The organism is Acinetobacter kanungonis (assembly GCF_009939195.1).
GTDB classification, from domain to species: domain Bacteria; phylum Pseudomonadota; class Gammaproteobacteria; order Pseudomonadales; family Moraxellaceae; genus Acinetobacter; species Acinetobacter kanungonis.
In genome coordinates, this window is the sequence record NZ_JAACKC010000001.1 from 346,156 (window position 1) to 361,325 (window position 15,170).

The following is a 15,170-nucleotide window of genomic DNA, read 5'->3' on the forward strand; positions in this document are numbered from 1 at the left end:
GAATAGCAAGCTGTTCTAATTTGATAATTTATTGAGACCTTTCATGGCTGCTTTTAACGTCGAAAAGATTACTCACGTACACCACTGGAATGACACACTGTTCAGTTTTAAGACGACGCGTGATACCGCATTACGTTTTAAAAATGGTCAATTTGTGATGATTGGTCTTGAAGTCAATGGTAAGCCACTCATGCGTGCTTATTCTATTGCAAGTGCAAATTACGAAGAAGAACTCGAGTTTTTCTCAATTAAAGTGCCAGATGGTCCTTTAACTTCAATCTTACAAAAAGTAAAAGTGGGTGATGAACTTCTTGTTTCTAAAAAACCTACAGGTACTTTAGTACTTGATGATTTGAACCCAGGTAAAAACCTATACCTACTTTCTTCTGGTACTGGTCTTGCTCCATTCTTGGCAACCATTCGTGATCCAGAAACATATGAACGCTTTGAAAAAGTAATTGTTGTGCATGGCACGCGTTTCATCTCTGAATTGGCTTACCAAGACCTCATTTTAGATGAACTTCCAAACAATGAATTCTTCGAAGAATTAGGGATTAAAGACAAGTTGGTATATTACCCAACGGTAACACGTGAAGAATATCCAAACCAAGGTCGTGTTACGACAGCAATTGAGTCTGGTGAGATCTTCGAAAAAATCGGCTTGCCACGTTTCAACCCTGAAAATGACCGTGCAATGCTTTGCGGTAGCCCTGCATTCTTAAAAGATGTTGCTGCTCTACTTGACCAGCATGGCTTAAAAGAATCACCACGTATGGGTGAGCTCGGTGATTACGTGATTGAACGTGCTTTTGTTGAGAAGTAATTTGCAAAAGTAGATTAAAACCGAGGGATTCCCTCGGTTTTTTTTATATTTCAACTATTTAATTTTCCCTTAATTTGCTTATTTTTTAACCTAAAGAGCAAGGATTTGTCAGAAAATACGACAAAGCGACTTAAAAGAGTTGTACCAAACAACAAAAAAACCTATAATCGATCTCACAAACAGACAGGTCTGTCTAGTTTTAAAGTCCGTCTTTATTGAGCTGATGTTATTTATAATCAATCCAGAGGGTACTTTATAATAATTATAATAAATGACACAAGAAGGAGTTTAAGCTCCTCTACAACATTAATATTTTAGACAGCTTCTGCTCGGGGCCGGCTAAAATATTAATATCAGGGAACTATCAGCGAGGCGTGAATACCATTATTGGTATTCACGCTTTTTTATTTGTCATGCGATTCAATTAATACAATCTGAATTACATGGCAAATATTAATCGCCCATTAACTCTAACTGGATCAGTTTGTACACACGTTTCCAGTATTCATCAATTTTGACCATGCCCTTGTCCATTTGCGCCTGAATGGTCATGCCATCTAAAATGCTGGCTAACATTGTGGCTAATTGAAATGGCTGAGACACCCCCAATTTTTCCAACGCAAAACGCATACGTTCAGTTAACCATTCTTTATATTCCATCGCTGGCTGCATGGTCGAAGGATAAACCTTGGACACTTCCTCAACGGCTTTCTGGAACATACAACCATTGAAGTCGTCCATTTGGAACCAAGCGTGATACCAGTAAAAAATAGTTTTTATATGGTCTAAATATTCCTCAGCTGGACACTGAGCTATTGCTGCATCTAAAGATTCTTGTAAGTTCATATTTCTACGGTGTAAGCACTCTTCAATGAGTTTCGCCTTGGACGGAAAATATTTGTAGAATGTCATTTTAGCGACACCCGACTCACTAATAATTCGATCGATTCCAATCGAGTTATAGCTATAAGAATTAAAAAGATGAAGCGCAGTACTAATAATGTCGTCTTTTTTGGACATGCTATTTACCTACCAAACTTATCTTTAAGCAGAAGTGGGTCAAAATGGAGTAAAAAAGGGGCATCTTTTTTAAAAAATGAAACTGTTGAGTAATATTATATCATTATTTGAATCCGAAGATTAAACTCATACACAATGTTTCATATGTGCCTATTATATAATAAAAAAAAGATAATAGTGAAGCTGTACTCATAAATCTTTATAGCGTATTTAATTTTTTTTTAATATGATTAAATTTATTAAAATCTGAACTCTCTCTCATGAGTACACTTGCTTTTACCCAATCTGAAAATGCACGGTTGGAAGCTTTAAATTTTATCCGACAATCTGTTGAACACGCATCATGGGTGCAGCATGTCGAGCAAGTGAGTGCACTCAAACAACAAAGTATTCAGCATGCACTGTTCCAGCTTCCAATAATGGAGCGTTTACACCAACAAGCACTGTCACTCGAACAGCTCAAGCTGATTCATATCAACTATTTTGCTGCCATTGTGAAAGTCTTTACCGATGCCTTGAGCATGCTGATTTATCAAACGCATCAGCTGGAACAACATCCTAATATTCATCAACATCAACGCGTCCATGCCAAAGCACATGCGCGCTACTTACTCTCGCTGAATTTGATTGATGAATTGGGTTTTAATACTTTTGAGTTAGCCTTAAGTTCGCCCAGCAAATCACACCTCGTGTATTTTATGGATTTACTGCAAGCATTAGAGATTGATCCGTTAAATGAACAAGCGGTATGCCCTGAGGCGTATGCACTCAATCAATTTATTCAGTCACATTTAGACTCATACGACAATTTACTGTTAATTTTGGCGTGTGCAGAATTACAAGTAATTCACTATAGCGAAGCGCTGCGTATTAATTTGGAAAAATACGATCCACGTTTTAGCGAAGGCTATTATGCTTGCCACGGCATCGTCGATCACTCCGACAAACTAGCCAATGACGACAATCATGAAGATGATATCTGGGCTCTATTAACGCAAAGCTATCAAACTCAGCATAGAAAAGACTATCAAGCACTGGTGCAAGAATACCTCGATCTTTGGATGCAATTCTGGCAAAAAATGAATAGTTTAAACGCTTAATCTCAAGCCAATATTTTTGAATAGAGCATAAGCGCTATTTCTCGCCTCGCCTTATAAGTGATTCATTTCTTTTCACAATTCTGTTCTATACGAATTCTGTGGCTTTACGTACTATAAGATTCAGAATTAAAAACTTAGCCCAAGACTCAATGACTTTCCCACAATTAAAATTTGAAGATTTTTTACATCCACGCCCACAACCAACGGGCATCGATGTGCAATGTAAATTGCAACATTTCGCGTTAATTACTTATGCACTTGACCCTGAACGCTTTGCACAGATTATTCCGCCAAGATTTAAATTAGACACGATTCAATATCAAGGTAAAGAACAGGCGCTGATGTCTGTGGTGCCTTTTATTGATGTGGATTTTACTTCTGCAGTTTACCCCTTTCCCAAGTTCAGCATGGGACAAACCAATTATCGCGTTTATGTGATTGATCAGCAGACACTAGAACGTTGCGTTTGGTTTTTAGGCACGACCTTGGATTCATGGACGTTAATTGTGCCAAGATTACTGTGGCAATTGCCTTGGCATGCTGCTGTGTTCAATTTTGATTGCGAGCAAGATGCTGAAGGTTACTATCAACGCTATAAGATGCAAACCCAATCGGCATGGGCAAATGCGGAGTTAGAGCTTCGCCAATCCAAGCAGGATGCATGGCAATATACAGGCTTCCCAGATTTAGAAAGTTATTTGGTGTTTTTAACGCATCCTTTGGCAGGCTTTTATTACCGTCGAGATGGGCAACTGGGCACCTATCGAGTTTGGCATGACCAATTACAGCTCAAACCAGCACAACTACTACATGCCAAATTTGACTTGCTGGATCGACTGAATTTAGTTTCCTTCAAAGATCAGTTGACCCCGTACAGTGTACTGGTTGAGCCCATGAATGAATTTACGATCTATCTTCCACCACAAGTCATTCGGTAAAAAAGAGAGCATTTTGCTCTCTTGTCTTTATTGACATTCTTCCAATTTATCTACAGTTTTAGTGCTGTTTCGCTCAGCCAATGCCTGTTTAATGACGCGATAACCGCCTGTTAAACCAAGTACAGACATAATCAATGCCACGAATAAATCTGGCAATAAACTCCCCGTTCCAAAGACCCCAATCGCAGCAATTATCACGGCAATATTACCAATCGCATCATTACGGCTACACAGCCACACCGATTGCATATTGGCATCCCCATCTCTAAAGGCATATAAAATCACGGCTGCTATGACATTGGCGATTAATGCCAAGACACCAATCGTACCCATGGTAATCGCTTCAGGCGGTATCCCCTGCAAGTAGCTATACCCTGTTTTGGCAATCACCACCAACCCAAAGCTTGCCATGGTGATGCCTTTTAGCAATGCGACGGTGGCACGCCAATATAAGCTCGCTCCCAAGACCGCCAAGGAAATGGCATAGTTGACTGCATCCCCAAAGAAATCCAATGAATCTGCCCACAGCGCAGATGAATGCGCAAAAGCACCACCAATCAGTTCAACCACGAACATGGTCAAATTAATGATCAGTGCAATCCACAAAGCTGTTCTAAACTTACTATTCGGTTTAATTGGTGCGGGTTCATGACTACAGCTACACGCCATTTCCATACTCCTCATTCTGTATTATGCTTATTTAAAACTATGGACTCGCTCTAAGGTCAAGCCATGCAGCATTATTTAATCCATCAACTCGCAAAAAAAACTCTGTTGCCTGTAGATACGGTGCGTTTTTATGAAAAAAAACAGCTGATTACTCCAAGTTATCGCGCTGAAAATAATTATAAATATTATGATGAAGCGACCTTAAAACGCCTGCAATTCATTAAGCAATGTCGTGCTTTAGATATGTCACTGGCTGAGATTCAGCAACTGATTGAATTGATTAAACAACCGCAGCAAGGCTGCCAGATTGTCGATCAAATGATCGAACAACACATCCAGCAAGTTGAAAAACACATTGCCGAATTGATCTCATTTCAAAGTCAGTTACAGGAACTACGTCAATCCTGTTCCAGCAATACCACCATTGATCACTGCCAAATCTTAAAAAATCTAGGATTATCAGAATAAAACCGACCAATTTACTAGGTTGAATCCTTTTTTTATATCCATACAATAAAGCCATATTTTCTGTATGCCTTTATTTTGTCATGAGCATTCACCACGTTACCGAACTTCTCTCTCCTGCTGGTTCTCTCAAAAACATGCGCTATGCATTTGCCTACGGTGCCGATGCAGTCTATGCAGGACAGCCGCGCTATAGCTTGCGTGTACGGAATAATGAATTTGACCATGACAATCTCGCCATTGGCATTCAGGAAGCACATGTTTTAGGCAAAAAATTCTATGTGGTGGTGAATATTCAACCACACAACAGTAAGCTGAAGAATTTTATTCGCGATTTAGCGCCCGTAATTGCCATGCAGCCAGATGCCTTGATTATGTCGGATCCTGGCTTAATTATGATGGTGCGTGAGCAATTCCCAGACATGCCTGTGCATCTTTCGGTACAAGCCAATGCCGTGAACTGGGCAACCGTAAAGTTCTGGAAAAACATGGGACTGACCCGTGTGATTCTATCGCGTGAACTCTCACTCGAAGAAATTGAAGAAATTAAAAACCATGTGCCCGACATGGAAATTGAAGTTTTTGTACACGGCGCATTGTGCATGGCTTACTCTGGACGCTGCTTGCTTTCAGGCTATATGAATAAACGTGACGCCAACCAAGGCGCATGTACCAATGCCTGCCGCTGGGATTACAAACTGCATCAAGCCCAAGAAAATGAAACGGGTGATGTGATTCCTGTGCATCAAGTTCATGAAACCCAGTGCTGTAATAACGATGCTGATGAACAGCATGCTATCGCCCAAAACCAATGCGCTGAACCTGTCCTGCTACAACGCAATGAAAAAGACATGTTTGCTGCCGAAGAAGATGAACATGGCACCTATTTCATGAACTCCAAAGACTTGCGTGCAGTCCAGCATGTCGAGCGTTTGACCCAAATGGGAATTCACTCACTCAAAATTGAAGGTCGAACCAAATCTTATTTCTACTGTGCCCGTACCGCACAAATTTACCGCAAAGCCATTGATGATGCACTGGCAGGTAAACCCTTCGATCCTTCACTGATGTTACAACTGGAAGGCTTGGCAAACCGCGGTTATACCGAAGGTTTTTTACGTCGCCATGTGCATAGCGAATACCAAAATTATGAAACAGGTTCTTCACGTTTTGACCATCAACAGTTTTGTGGTGAAGTGTTAGAACGTCAGGGTGACTACATCAAAATTGACGTGAAAAACCGCTTTGTGGTGGGGGATACGCTCGAGTTGATGACGCCACAAGGCAATATTCAGTTTGTCCTGAGCGAAATTTTGGATAAAAAAGGCAATTCCATTCCTGATGCCAAAGGCTCAGGTCATATTGTCGATATTCCTGTGCCTGCCGATGTCGATATGCAATATGCCCTGCTAATTCGTAATCTGCCTAATTCAGAAATCGATATTTCAGCATCTTCACTGGCGTATGTGGCTGGTTAAGTCATGGCTTTAAGAATCACGGATGCCTGCATCAATTGCGACATGTGCTTACCAGAATGTCCCAATGATGCCATTTATGAAGGTCAGAAAATCTACGAGATCGATGTAGCACGCTGTACAGAGTGTGTGGGGTTTTATGAACATCAAACTTGTATGGCGGTCTGCCCGATTGATTGTATTGAAGTTCATCCTGAACACATTGAAAGCAAAGCGGTATTAGAGGAGAAATTTAAAGCGCTGAATATTATTTAAAAAAAACTGTTTTAACTAAATCTTGGGGGAAAACAATAAATAATAAAAAAAGGAACATCGGTGTTAGCGTCCTCAGTTCCTATAAAAAGTAAAAAGTTTAATAGCAAGCCAACATAACTCAGTGTATGTTGGCTCTTTTTTATTACTGACCTGAACGAATCATGTAATCAAAAGCAGAGAGTGACGCTTTTGCACCTTCACCTGTCGCAATAATAATTTGCTTATAAGGAACAGTGGTACAGTCACCCGCAGCAAATACACCTTTCACATTGGTTTCATTGCGTTCATTAATCACAATTTCACCACGTGGCGTAAGTTCAACGGCACTTTCTTTCAAGAAATCCGTATTTGGCAACAAACCAATTTGTACGAAAATCCCAGCCAATTCAACCGTGTGCTCTACATCAGTTGCACGGTCTTTGTATTTCAAGCCTGTCACTTGAGCACCGTCACCCACCACTTCAGTAGATAATGCATTCATGATCACAGTAGCATTTGGCAAGCTGTTTAACTTGTCTTGTAACACTTGGTCGGCACGCAGCTTAGTATCAAACTCAACCAAAGTCACGTGCTCAACAATACCTGCCAAGTCAATTGCCGCTTCTACACCCGAGTTACCACCACCAACTACGGCAACACGTTTACCTTTGAACAACGGACCATCACAGTGTGGGCAGTATGCTACACCACGGGTACGGTATTCTTTCTCACCTGGTACATTCATTTCTCTCCAACGTGCACCTGTTGAAAGAATGACGGTTTTCGATTCAAGTTTTGCACCATTTTCAAGCTCAACAGCCACCAAGCCATTCGCAGTTTGATCTGCACCAGTGATTTTATTCACACGTTGCAAGTTCATGATGTCTACACCATATTCACGAACATGCGCTTCCATATCTTGTGCAAACTTAGGACCAACTGTTTTTTGGACTGTGGTAAAGTTTTCAATGTCCATGGTATCCATGACCTGACCACCAAAGCGTTCAGCCACAATACCTGTTTTAATGCCTTTACGTGCCGCGTAAATTGCCGCAGTACCACCAGCAGGTCCACCACCAATCACCAACACATCAAACGCATCTTTGGCATTTAATTTCGCTGCTTCTTTCTCAGCAGAATTTGTATCCAGTTTGGCAATAATTTCTTCCAAAGTCATACGACCTTGACCAATATGTAGCTCATCTTGGAATACCATCGGTACTGCCATGATTTTGCGTTGTTCTACTTCTTCTTGGAAGAATGCACCATCAATCATGGTTGCCGTCGAACCTGGGTTATAAATGGCAATCAGGTTCAATGCTTGAACGACGTCCGGACAGTTATGGCAGCTTAACGATACGAATACATCAAAGTTTGATTTGATGTTTAAAGCTTTAATTTGGTTGAGTACTTCTTCAGAAACTTTAGGCGCATAACCAGAAACTTGTAACAATGCAAGAATCAATGAGGTAAACTCATGTCCCATTGGCAAACCAGCGAAGTGTACACGTGGTTGCTCTCCTGCTTTGGCAATCGCAAAGCTTGGACGACGACTATGTTCACCATCGAAGCGTGCTGTCACTTGGTCTGATAACACCGCCATTTCAGTGACTAACTCTTTAATTTTTTCAGATTTCTCTGAAGCATCTAAAGACGCAATAATTTCGATTGGGCTTTCAAGACGTTCTAAAAGTGTTTTTAATTGAGCAGAAGTATTTTGATCTAACATTGCTAACGACTCCAGTGGAGAGATAATTTAGTTGATGAATGCATCATAGTAAAAAACATGAAATTGGTAAAACAGTTTGTATTTATAAATACAATCGAAATATCAGATCAATAGAAAAAATAGTGCATAACTTGAATCACTTAGCACACATTTTTTAAATTATGCTCAATTCTACGCGTACGCGCTAGAAAGTAGCGCGATAATGCATAAAGTATTAAGCTGAGAATTACATTCAGAATAAATACTGAAATAATAACACCTTGCAGTCTACCCACCCACTTTTGCACTTGCATGAACTGTGGTGAAACAGACTGAGCTATCGGGGTAATCGCTTTGCCATAGAGTTGTTGCTGCATCGCCCAGAGCTGCGAGGGACTAAAGCCATATTGAATAAAATCAGGATCATTTTCTTCAGCATCAACCAGTGTCAATACATACGGTATCGCGGCATTTTCATCGGCAGGCGAATGTAATAATGCAATTTGCGCCAGTATATAAGCTTTTACAGGTGCTGCCAGTTGGGTTTGCTCTAACTGTTGCACCAATTCACTTTCATGCAAGCGGTTTTCATATTGAATCGCCTCAGCATAGGGATGCTCCGCATCATCTTTCCAATCATATTGCACATAGGTCAGTGCTGACCAGATACAGATAAATGCAATTAACCAGCCAACAAACTTCAGAACAAAAGATTGAAAGCGAATATAGAAGAAACGAATTTTCTTGAGAAAATGAATCACAAAGAACGCGCCAATAAAGGCACTGGTCATCTTTAATAACAACCAGCCAAACCACGACAGTAAATTAAAAAAATAGTCAGGTGCTTGCCCAAACTGTGCCAAGGCACTGTCTGCACCCACGGGGATATGCAATTGTTTCACTTCGGGACTTAGTCCAAACCAACTGTACAGCATATCCTGCTGGAAAAAGTAGCTCAGCAAAGCCACCAGTGCCAAACTGGAAGTGAATATACACCACCACATCAGATGAGTTTGCCGGCGTTTTAGCGCCTGCACTCCTTGCTGAATCTGGCTGGCATTGATTGCATATTCATCTTCTAAATGAGACAAGTGACCTCCTGCAAAAGACTATAAGAAAGATTTAGCGTTGATTTGACTCTAATACCAACTGACTTAAATTGCTTTGTAAGTTACGTAAACGCTGTGTCGCCTCTTCACGCTTCTGCATGCCTTCCTTTTGAACTTGTAGCACATCATTCACCGTTTGAATCAAGGTATTTTGCACATGCTCAAGGGTTTCAATATCAATTACAGAACGCTGATTGGCACGCGCAGTATCGACCGAATTTTGATGCAACAAGTCCGCATTACGGCGCAATAAATCATTGGTGGCATCATCAATGGTATTTGCCAGTTGTACACTGTTCTTTTGCTCTTGCAGGGAAATGGCAAGGCTGATTTGGTTTTTCCACGCAGGCAAAGTAATGTTTTTGATGGCATAGAACTTATCTACCAACATTAAATTATTCGACTGAATAATCCGAATCATGGGTAAAGTCTGCATGGCAGATTGTTGCAATACCTGTAAATCGCTAACTCGCTTCTCCAGATTATTAGAAAGATGATTCAGATCATAGATTTTCTGGGTTGTGGTCTGATCCTGCTCCTGTGTGGTTAAGCTGGCAATTTGCTGCTGAACTTCATGCTGCTTGATCTTTCCCGCTGCCACATAAATGCCCAATTGCTTATATTCATCTTGCACTGAATCAAACATCTGTTCTAGTGTCTTGACCCTGTCTTTCAGCCCCGACTGTGAAGCCTCAATTTCTTTGACCAAAGCATCAATCTGTTCTTTGGTGGTATTAAAATGCTGATCAAAACTCTGCTTCGCCCCTTTAAACTTACTTAAGATACTGCCCAAAAAACCTGAACTTTTAGACTGATTCAGAATGCTGCTGCCATTTAACTGCTGTGCCACCTGCACCACTTGGTTCAGCTTTTGCCCTGTGGTATCTAAATCTTTGTTTTGCACCAAATCTAACAACTCATCGGTATACGTCGAGGTTTGCGTGGCAATATGCTTGCCGTACTCGGCAACACTTTGATGATTCATATCTTGCAATTCTTTGGTTGCGGTCAATACCTCAGCCAAGTCGGAGCTTTGCAAACCCAGTTCATTTAAATTGAGTTGCTGAAACTGCTGTTCTGCCATTTCTTCCGTCAGGATTACAGCAACGTTGTTCTGTTCTGAATTGGTCATAATTCACCTAATTTTGAGTTGAGTTCCCAGAGGGCTTCTCTAATGATTTTCTTAAAGTTTTAATCAGTTTTTCGCGGCTATTATCGAGCTTTAATAGCTCAGAAGTCGAGTCTGTCTGTTGACTTTGCTTAACATGATATTGCCACGCAGGAATCAACACCTGTTGCGCTTCAGTAAAACGATCCAGCAATCCCAAGGAGAGTTGCTGCGAAAGTTGCATTTGCTGCAGGGCAATATCATTACTGGCCTGTACGGTTTGCAGGCTATGAATCTTGTGGGATAAGCGCTCGGAAAACTGATCTAAGGGATGCTGCGCGCGTAGCATCTTGGGATACTCTTGCATAAACTCCTGCGCGGCAACCACATAATTTGCCATTCTTAAGCGCAACCCCAGTAATTGCTGTACCCGAGATTCGGACTTTTGTATTTCCAAGCGCAGTTTTTGACTTAAATGTTGGCTACGATCAAGCAACACATCCAAATTTTTATAGTAGTCAATTTGCCCTGAGCTATGTTCAATATCAATGCCGAGCCATTTCTGCAAAGCATTGAATTTACGTTTCTTTAGATATTTATCGGATTGGCTCAAGGCTTGAATCAGTGCCTCTATACTTTGTCTGAATTGCTGAGTCAGCAGCGGATCTACCCCCTGCAACAACACTGCCTGCGCTTGAACAAGCTGTTCCGCATAATGATGTAACAATGCCGCATTATTAAAAATGGGCACCAATTCATTCCGTTGAATCGCCAAAACGTCCTGTCGATTGACCTCTATTTCAGATAAAGGAATCAGTTCAGTAACTTGCATTGCAATTTAGATCATGACCAGTACTCCTCTGTTTTAACATAGCCATTAAAATTATCAACTCTGTATTTTTGATATGAAGGTCAAGCACGAACAGGTCGGGATCTTGAATAAACAATAAATAAAATACAACCAGTTAAAAATGATCCTCCATGGAATCATGCATCACCAGCACAACCATCAGACAGATGAATTATTTTTATAACGAATGCGAATAAATTGAGAGCTCCACAATTTTTCTACATAATTTTGGTTTACTCTTACGCGAAATTACATTTGGAAACATAAAGTCATGGATGCGTTACAGCCTTCTTGGAAATTCAGTGCACTGACTTGTGCACTTTTAGGTATCTCTATTACAGGCTGGGCTGCCGAAACCACGCAAGCCGTGACTGAAGAACCTGTACAAACACTCAAAACCTTAAAGCTTCAAGCCGATGCAACTGCCAATAAAAATAACGACATCAGTGCAATTGCCAAAACCATTATCAGCCGTGAAGAAATGCTGAAATATGGTGATCAATCGGTCAGCGATGCCTTAAGACGTGCCGCAGGTTTTCAAATGCCATCAGGTTCTGGTCCACGTGGTCCTGGCGGTGCATCAGGCATGCGCTTTCGCGGTAGTGGTGCCCCCATCTTTATGATCAATGGTGAACCCGTGCAAGGCGGTCCACGCGGGGGCATGTCGATTATTGATACACTCACGCCTGACGTGATTGAACGAATTGAAATCACCAAGCAGCCGAGTGTGACCCAAGCCTCGGTCGCGGCATCTGCAGTGATTAATATTATTTTAAAAGAACCGCTTCAAAGCACACGCCTAAGCGGTACTGCGCGTGTCGGTTATGGTCTTTATAGCTCTGGCGCTGCGGAAGAAGAACGTAAAAACCTCACCCTACAAATGGATGGACGTGATAGTCCTTGGCTATATAGTGTGTCTGCTAACCAGAGCTGGGACGACACCACCTCCATTACAGAAACGCAAACATCAAGCCAAACTCGGGTGCAGAAAAATGTCTCCGAGCGCAAAGCATCCATGATCAGTCCACGTGTGGAATACGAAATTGATGATGAAAACAAAGTTGTGGCGGAACTGTTTTATCGTAACCATGAACGTGATGGCACCCGTTCCGACCAAGTGCAACAGGACAAAAATGATAGCCTGCGTCTCAACACTCGCTATGAACGCCAAGTCGATAAAAACTCTGACAAAGTCCGTCTGTCTTATGAAAAACAGAATGAAACCGAACTCACTCGCTCTTCACAAGCATCACAGTATATTGATCAGCAGATTGAAGAACTCGGTTTGGCGTATGATGCTGTGCGTCAGTTTGATGCAGATCGTCAAATTAAATTTGGGCTAGACACCCGCTCAAATACCCTCGAAAGTAACACCGCTGACACCTTGGATGAGCAACGTTATGCCTTATATAGTGAAGGCAGCTGGCGCTTTACCGATCAGCAGACGGTAACACTGGGGCTACGTCAGGAATGGATTCAGCGTTCAGGCTTGGTGGATTATAATGATCAGCACCTTAGTCCTGTACTGGCACATCTTTATAAGTTTGATGATCAATGGTCACTCCAAACCAATATCAGTCAGGCATTCCGTAGTCCGAAAGCTGATAATTTATTACCGACAGTATCTATCTCAACCGACAGTGATGCAGGCAGCCTCAACAACCCTGACCGTGGTGGAAATCCATTTTTACGTCCTGAAAAAATTCAGGCTTATGAATCAACACTGGGCTATAACACCGCTGCGGGTGGGGTAAATTTGACAGGCTTCTATCGTCAAATTGATGACTATATTGAATCGGTCATTCGTCTGGAAAATGGTCGCTACGTGCAACGTCCACAAAACCAACCGCATGCAACCACCTATGGTGTAGAGCTTTCAGGACGTTATGCCTTAAAACAAAATGAGCAAGGTCATTCTTGGATGTTAAACAGCCAACTGTCTACCATTCGCGCCAAAGTGGAAGATGATACTCAACAAGAACGCCTTGTCAGTGATGTAGCACCTTATACTGCCAGTATGGGACTTTCTTATAGTTATCAACCTTGGCGAGTTTCGACCAGTGTCAATTTAAGTTATACCCCTGAATTTACCCGTGCTCTAGAAAATCAACCCTATAACCGTACCAGCAATGAACGCGTGAACTTAGACATCAGTGCGACCAAACGCTTTAAGCAAGGCTGGTCTACCAGCTTAAGTGCCCGCAATCTGCTCAGCACCGACTATAAAGAGCGCTTAAATAATCAATCTGATGGCAGTTTATATCAAGCGCGAATTAGCCAAGCCATTCCAAGCTTATTGCTCAATATAGAAAAGAAATTCTAAGACGAAGCACCATCCCAAAAGACCAAGGTACTTCATGTGAATACTACCTGAAGTACCTTGATTCAGTGTTACACACTTGAAAGATGTATCCCACAATGTATTCAGCCTTAAACATAAAAAAGCACCACTCACTTGATTCAAATGAGTGGTGCTTTTATTTCACTGTCATCAATTAGATTGAAAACAGCGATTCAATCTTGGGGATTAAGCGACGTGCTTTTGTACCAAGATTGATCCAACAGAATAGCCTGCACCGAATGAACACAATACGCCATATTCGCCATCATTCACTTCATGAGCTGAACGATGTAAGGCAATAATCACACCCGCAGATGAGGTATTGGCAAACTCATCCAAAATGATTGGCACAAGGCTTGGATCTGCTTCAGCCGCTTCCTTACCCACCACCAATTTCAAAATCAGTTCATTCATATTCTGATTGGCTTGATGTAACCAGAAACGCTTCACCTGTTCAGGTTTAATCTGATTCTTTTCCAACTGATTTGAAATCATTTTTGCCACAAGTGGACAAACTTCTTTAAACACTTTACGACCATCTTGACGGAATTGCTTGTCGTCACGTGAAGTGAGTTCAGAACCGTTCAAGAAGCCAAAGTTATTACGGATATTGTTTGAAAATTGTGTGAACAAATCTGTGTCTAGAATTTCAAAACCAGTTTTTGTGTCAGTATTTTCAATAATTGAAGCGGTCGCCACATCACCAAAAATAAAGTGACAGTCACGTGAACGGTAATCGGTATGACCAGAAGTTAACTCAACATTCACCAACAATACGCGGCGTGCACCCGATTTGATTGCATCATAAGCTTGTTTTAAACCGAATGTCGCTGCTGAACATGCCACATTCATGTCATAGGCATAACCTTGAATGCCCAGTGCCGTCTGAATTTCAATAGCTACGGCTGGATAGGCACGTTGCAAGTTTGAACATGCCAAAATCACCACATCGATATCTTCAGCAGTGACGCCCGCATTTTCCATCGCTTGCTTCGCGGCAGTTACGCCCCATTCCGCTTGGATCGACAATTCGTCATCACTACGTTCTTCTAAGCGTGGGCGTAAACGGTTTGGATCAAGTACACCCGTTTTTTCAACCACATAGCGGCGCTTTACACCCGATGCTTTTTCAATAAACTCTGCGCTAGAACCACGACGTGCTTCTAACTTACCCGCTTCAATTTGCTCAGCATGGTCTTGGTTATACTGTTCCACATAAGCATTTAGACTTTCGACTAGCTCTTCATTGGTAATGACATGTTCTGGGTGGAACAAGCCAGTACCTGTAATACGGATGCCCATGTAAAACTCCTTCTCTGAATTCGTTCAA

Annotated in this window: 14 protein-coding genes; 7 read left to right on the forward strand and 7 right to left on the reverse strand. The window is 41.6% G+C overall.

Going from position 1 to position 15,170, the window contains the following annotated elements:
* Positions 1 to 43 precede the first annotated feature (43 nt).
* Entirely contained in the window at positions 44 to 823 is a 780-nt protein-coding gene (locus tag GWK51_RS01530; protein ID WP_100241604.1) for a ferredoxin--NADP reductase, read from the forward strand.
* Between the two features lie 453 nt (positions 824 to 1,276).
* On the opposite strand, the gene GWK51_RS01535 is transcribed toward GWK51_RS01530, so the two are convergent.
* Positions 1,277 to 1,843 (reverse strand): TetR/AcrR family transcriptional regulator, encoded by a 567-nt coding sequence (locus GWK51_RS01535; protein WP_100241605.1) that lies wholly within the window; start codon positions 1,841 to 1,843, stop codon positions 1,277 to 1,279.
* Positions 1,844 to 2,103: 260 nt separating this feature from the next.
* On the opposite strand from GWK51_RS01535, the gene GWK51_RS01540 reads away from it, so the two are divergent.
* Both GWK51_RS01540 and GWK51_RS01545 read left to right on the forward strand, forming a co-directional pair.
* Complete coding sequence (locus GWK51_RS01540; protein WP_161932401.1) at positions 2,104 to 2,943, forward strand: hypothetical protein; 840 nt, start codon at positions 2,104 to 2,106, stop codon at positions 2,941 to 2,943.
* A gap of 149 nt (positions 2,944 to 3,092) precedes the next feature.
* The gene (locus GWK51_RS01545) at positions 3,093 to 3,881 is read left to right on the forward strand and encodes a DUF2071 domain-containing protein (protein WP_161932402.1); all 789 of its coding nucleotides are present in this window, start codon (positions 3,093 to 3,095) and stop codon (positions 3,879 to 3,881) included.
* A 27-nt stretch (positions 3,882 to 3,908) separates the two neighbouring features.
* Here the strand turns inward: GWK51_RS01545 and GWK51_RS01550 are convergent, their stop codons facing one another.
* Positions 3,909 to 4,550, reverse strand: coding sequence for a cation transporter (locus GWK51_RS01550; protein ID WP_161932403.1), 642 nt, complete (start codon positions 4,548 to 4,550; stop codon positions 3,909 to 3,911).
* A 63-nt stretch (positions 4,551 to 4,613) separates the two neighbouring features.
* On the opposite strand from GWK51_RS01550, the gene GWK51_RS01555 reads away from it, so the two are divergent.
* The 3 genes from GWK51_RS01555 to GWK51_RS01565 all read left to right on the forward strand — a co-directional run bounded on the left by GWK51_RS01555 (position 4,614) and on the right by GWK51_RS01565 (position 6,745).
* Positions 4,614 to 5,018, forward strand: coding sequence for a MerR family DNA-binding protein (locus GWK51_RS01555; protein WP_161932404.1), 405 nt, complete (start codon positions 4,614 to 4,616; stop codon positions 5,016 to 5,018).
* An 80-nt stretch (positions 5,019 to 5,098) separates the two neighbouring features.
* Positions 5,099 to 6,493 carry a prephenate-dependent tRNA uridine(34) hydroxylase TrhP gene (gene trhP / locus GWK51_RS01560; RefSeq protein ID WP_161932405.1) on the forward strand — a complete coding sequence of 465 codons (1,395 nt, stop codon included), beginning with the start codon at positions 5,099 to 5,101 and terminating at the stop codon, positions 6,491 to 6,493.
* Between the two features lie 3 nt (positions 6,494 to 6,496).
* Positions 6,497 to 6,745, forward strand: a complete 249-nt coding sequence (locus GWK51_RS01565) for a YfhL family 4Fe-4S dicluster ferredoxin (protein ID WP_161932406.1) — start codon at positions 6,497 to 6,499, stop codon at positions 6,743 to 6,745.
* Between the two features lie 142 nt (positions 6,746 to 6,887).
* Here the strand turns inward: GWK51_RS01565 and ahpF are convergent, their stop codons facing one another.
* From ahpF to GWK51_RS01585, 4 genes are all read right to left on the reverse strand, one after another.
* Positions 6,888 to 8,453: an alkyl hydroperoxide reductase subunit F gene (gene ahpF / locus GWK51_RS01570; RefSeq protein ID WP_161932407.1), complete on the reverse strand. Its 1,566-nt coding sequence runs from the start codon at positions 8,451 to 8,453 to the stop codon at positions 6,888 to 6,890.
* A gap of 140 nt (positions 8,454 to 8,593) precedes the next feature.
* Positions 8,594 to 9,523 (reverse strand): hypothetical protein, encoded by a 930-nt coding sequence (locus GWK51_RS01575; protein ID WP_161932408.1) that lies wholly within the window; start codon positions 9,521 to 9,523, stop codon positions 8,594 to 8,596.
* 31 nt (positions 9,524 to 9,554) lie between these two features.
* The gene (locus tag GWK51_RS01580; RefSeq protein ID WP_161932409.1) at positions 9,555 to 10,673 is read right to left on the reverse strand and encodes a toxic anion resistance protein; all 1,119 of its coding nucleotides are present in this window, start codon (positions 10,671 to 10,673) and stop codon (positions 9,555 to 9,557) included.
* Positions 10,674 to 10,680: 7 nt separating this feature from the next.
* The gene (locus GWK51_RS01585; protein WP_161932410.1) at positions 10,681 to 11,481 is read right to left on the reverse strand and encodes a tellurium resistance protein; all 801 of its coding nucleotides are present in this window, start codon (positions 11,479 to 11,481) and stop codon (positions 10,681 to 10,683) included.
* A 289-nt stretch (positions 11,482 to 11,770) separates the two neighbouring features.
* Here GWK51_RS01585 and GWK51_RS01590 point away from each other — a divergent pair, with 289 nt between their 5' ends.
* Positions 11,771 to 13,822, forward strand: coding sequence for a TonB-dependent receptor plug domain-containing protein (locus GWK51_RS01590; RefSeq protein WP_161932411.1), 2,052 nt, complete (start codon positions 11,771 to 11,773; stop codon positions 13,820 to 13,822).
* A 204-nt stretch (positions 13,823 to 14,026) separates the two neighbouring features.
* On the opposite strand, the gene GWK51_RS01595 is transcribed toward GWK51_RS01590, so the two are convergent.
* Positions 14,027 to 15,142 carry a beta-ketoacyl-ACP synthase III gene (locus GWK51_RS01595; protein WP_161932412.1) on the reverse strand — a complete coding sequence of 372 codons (1,116 nt, stop codon included), beginning with the start codon at positions 15,140 to 15,142 and terminating at the stop codon, positions 14,027 to 14,029.
* Positions 15,143 to 15,170 lie beyond the last annotated feature (28 nt).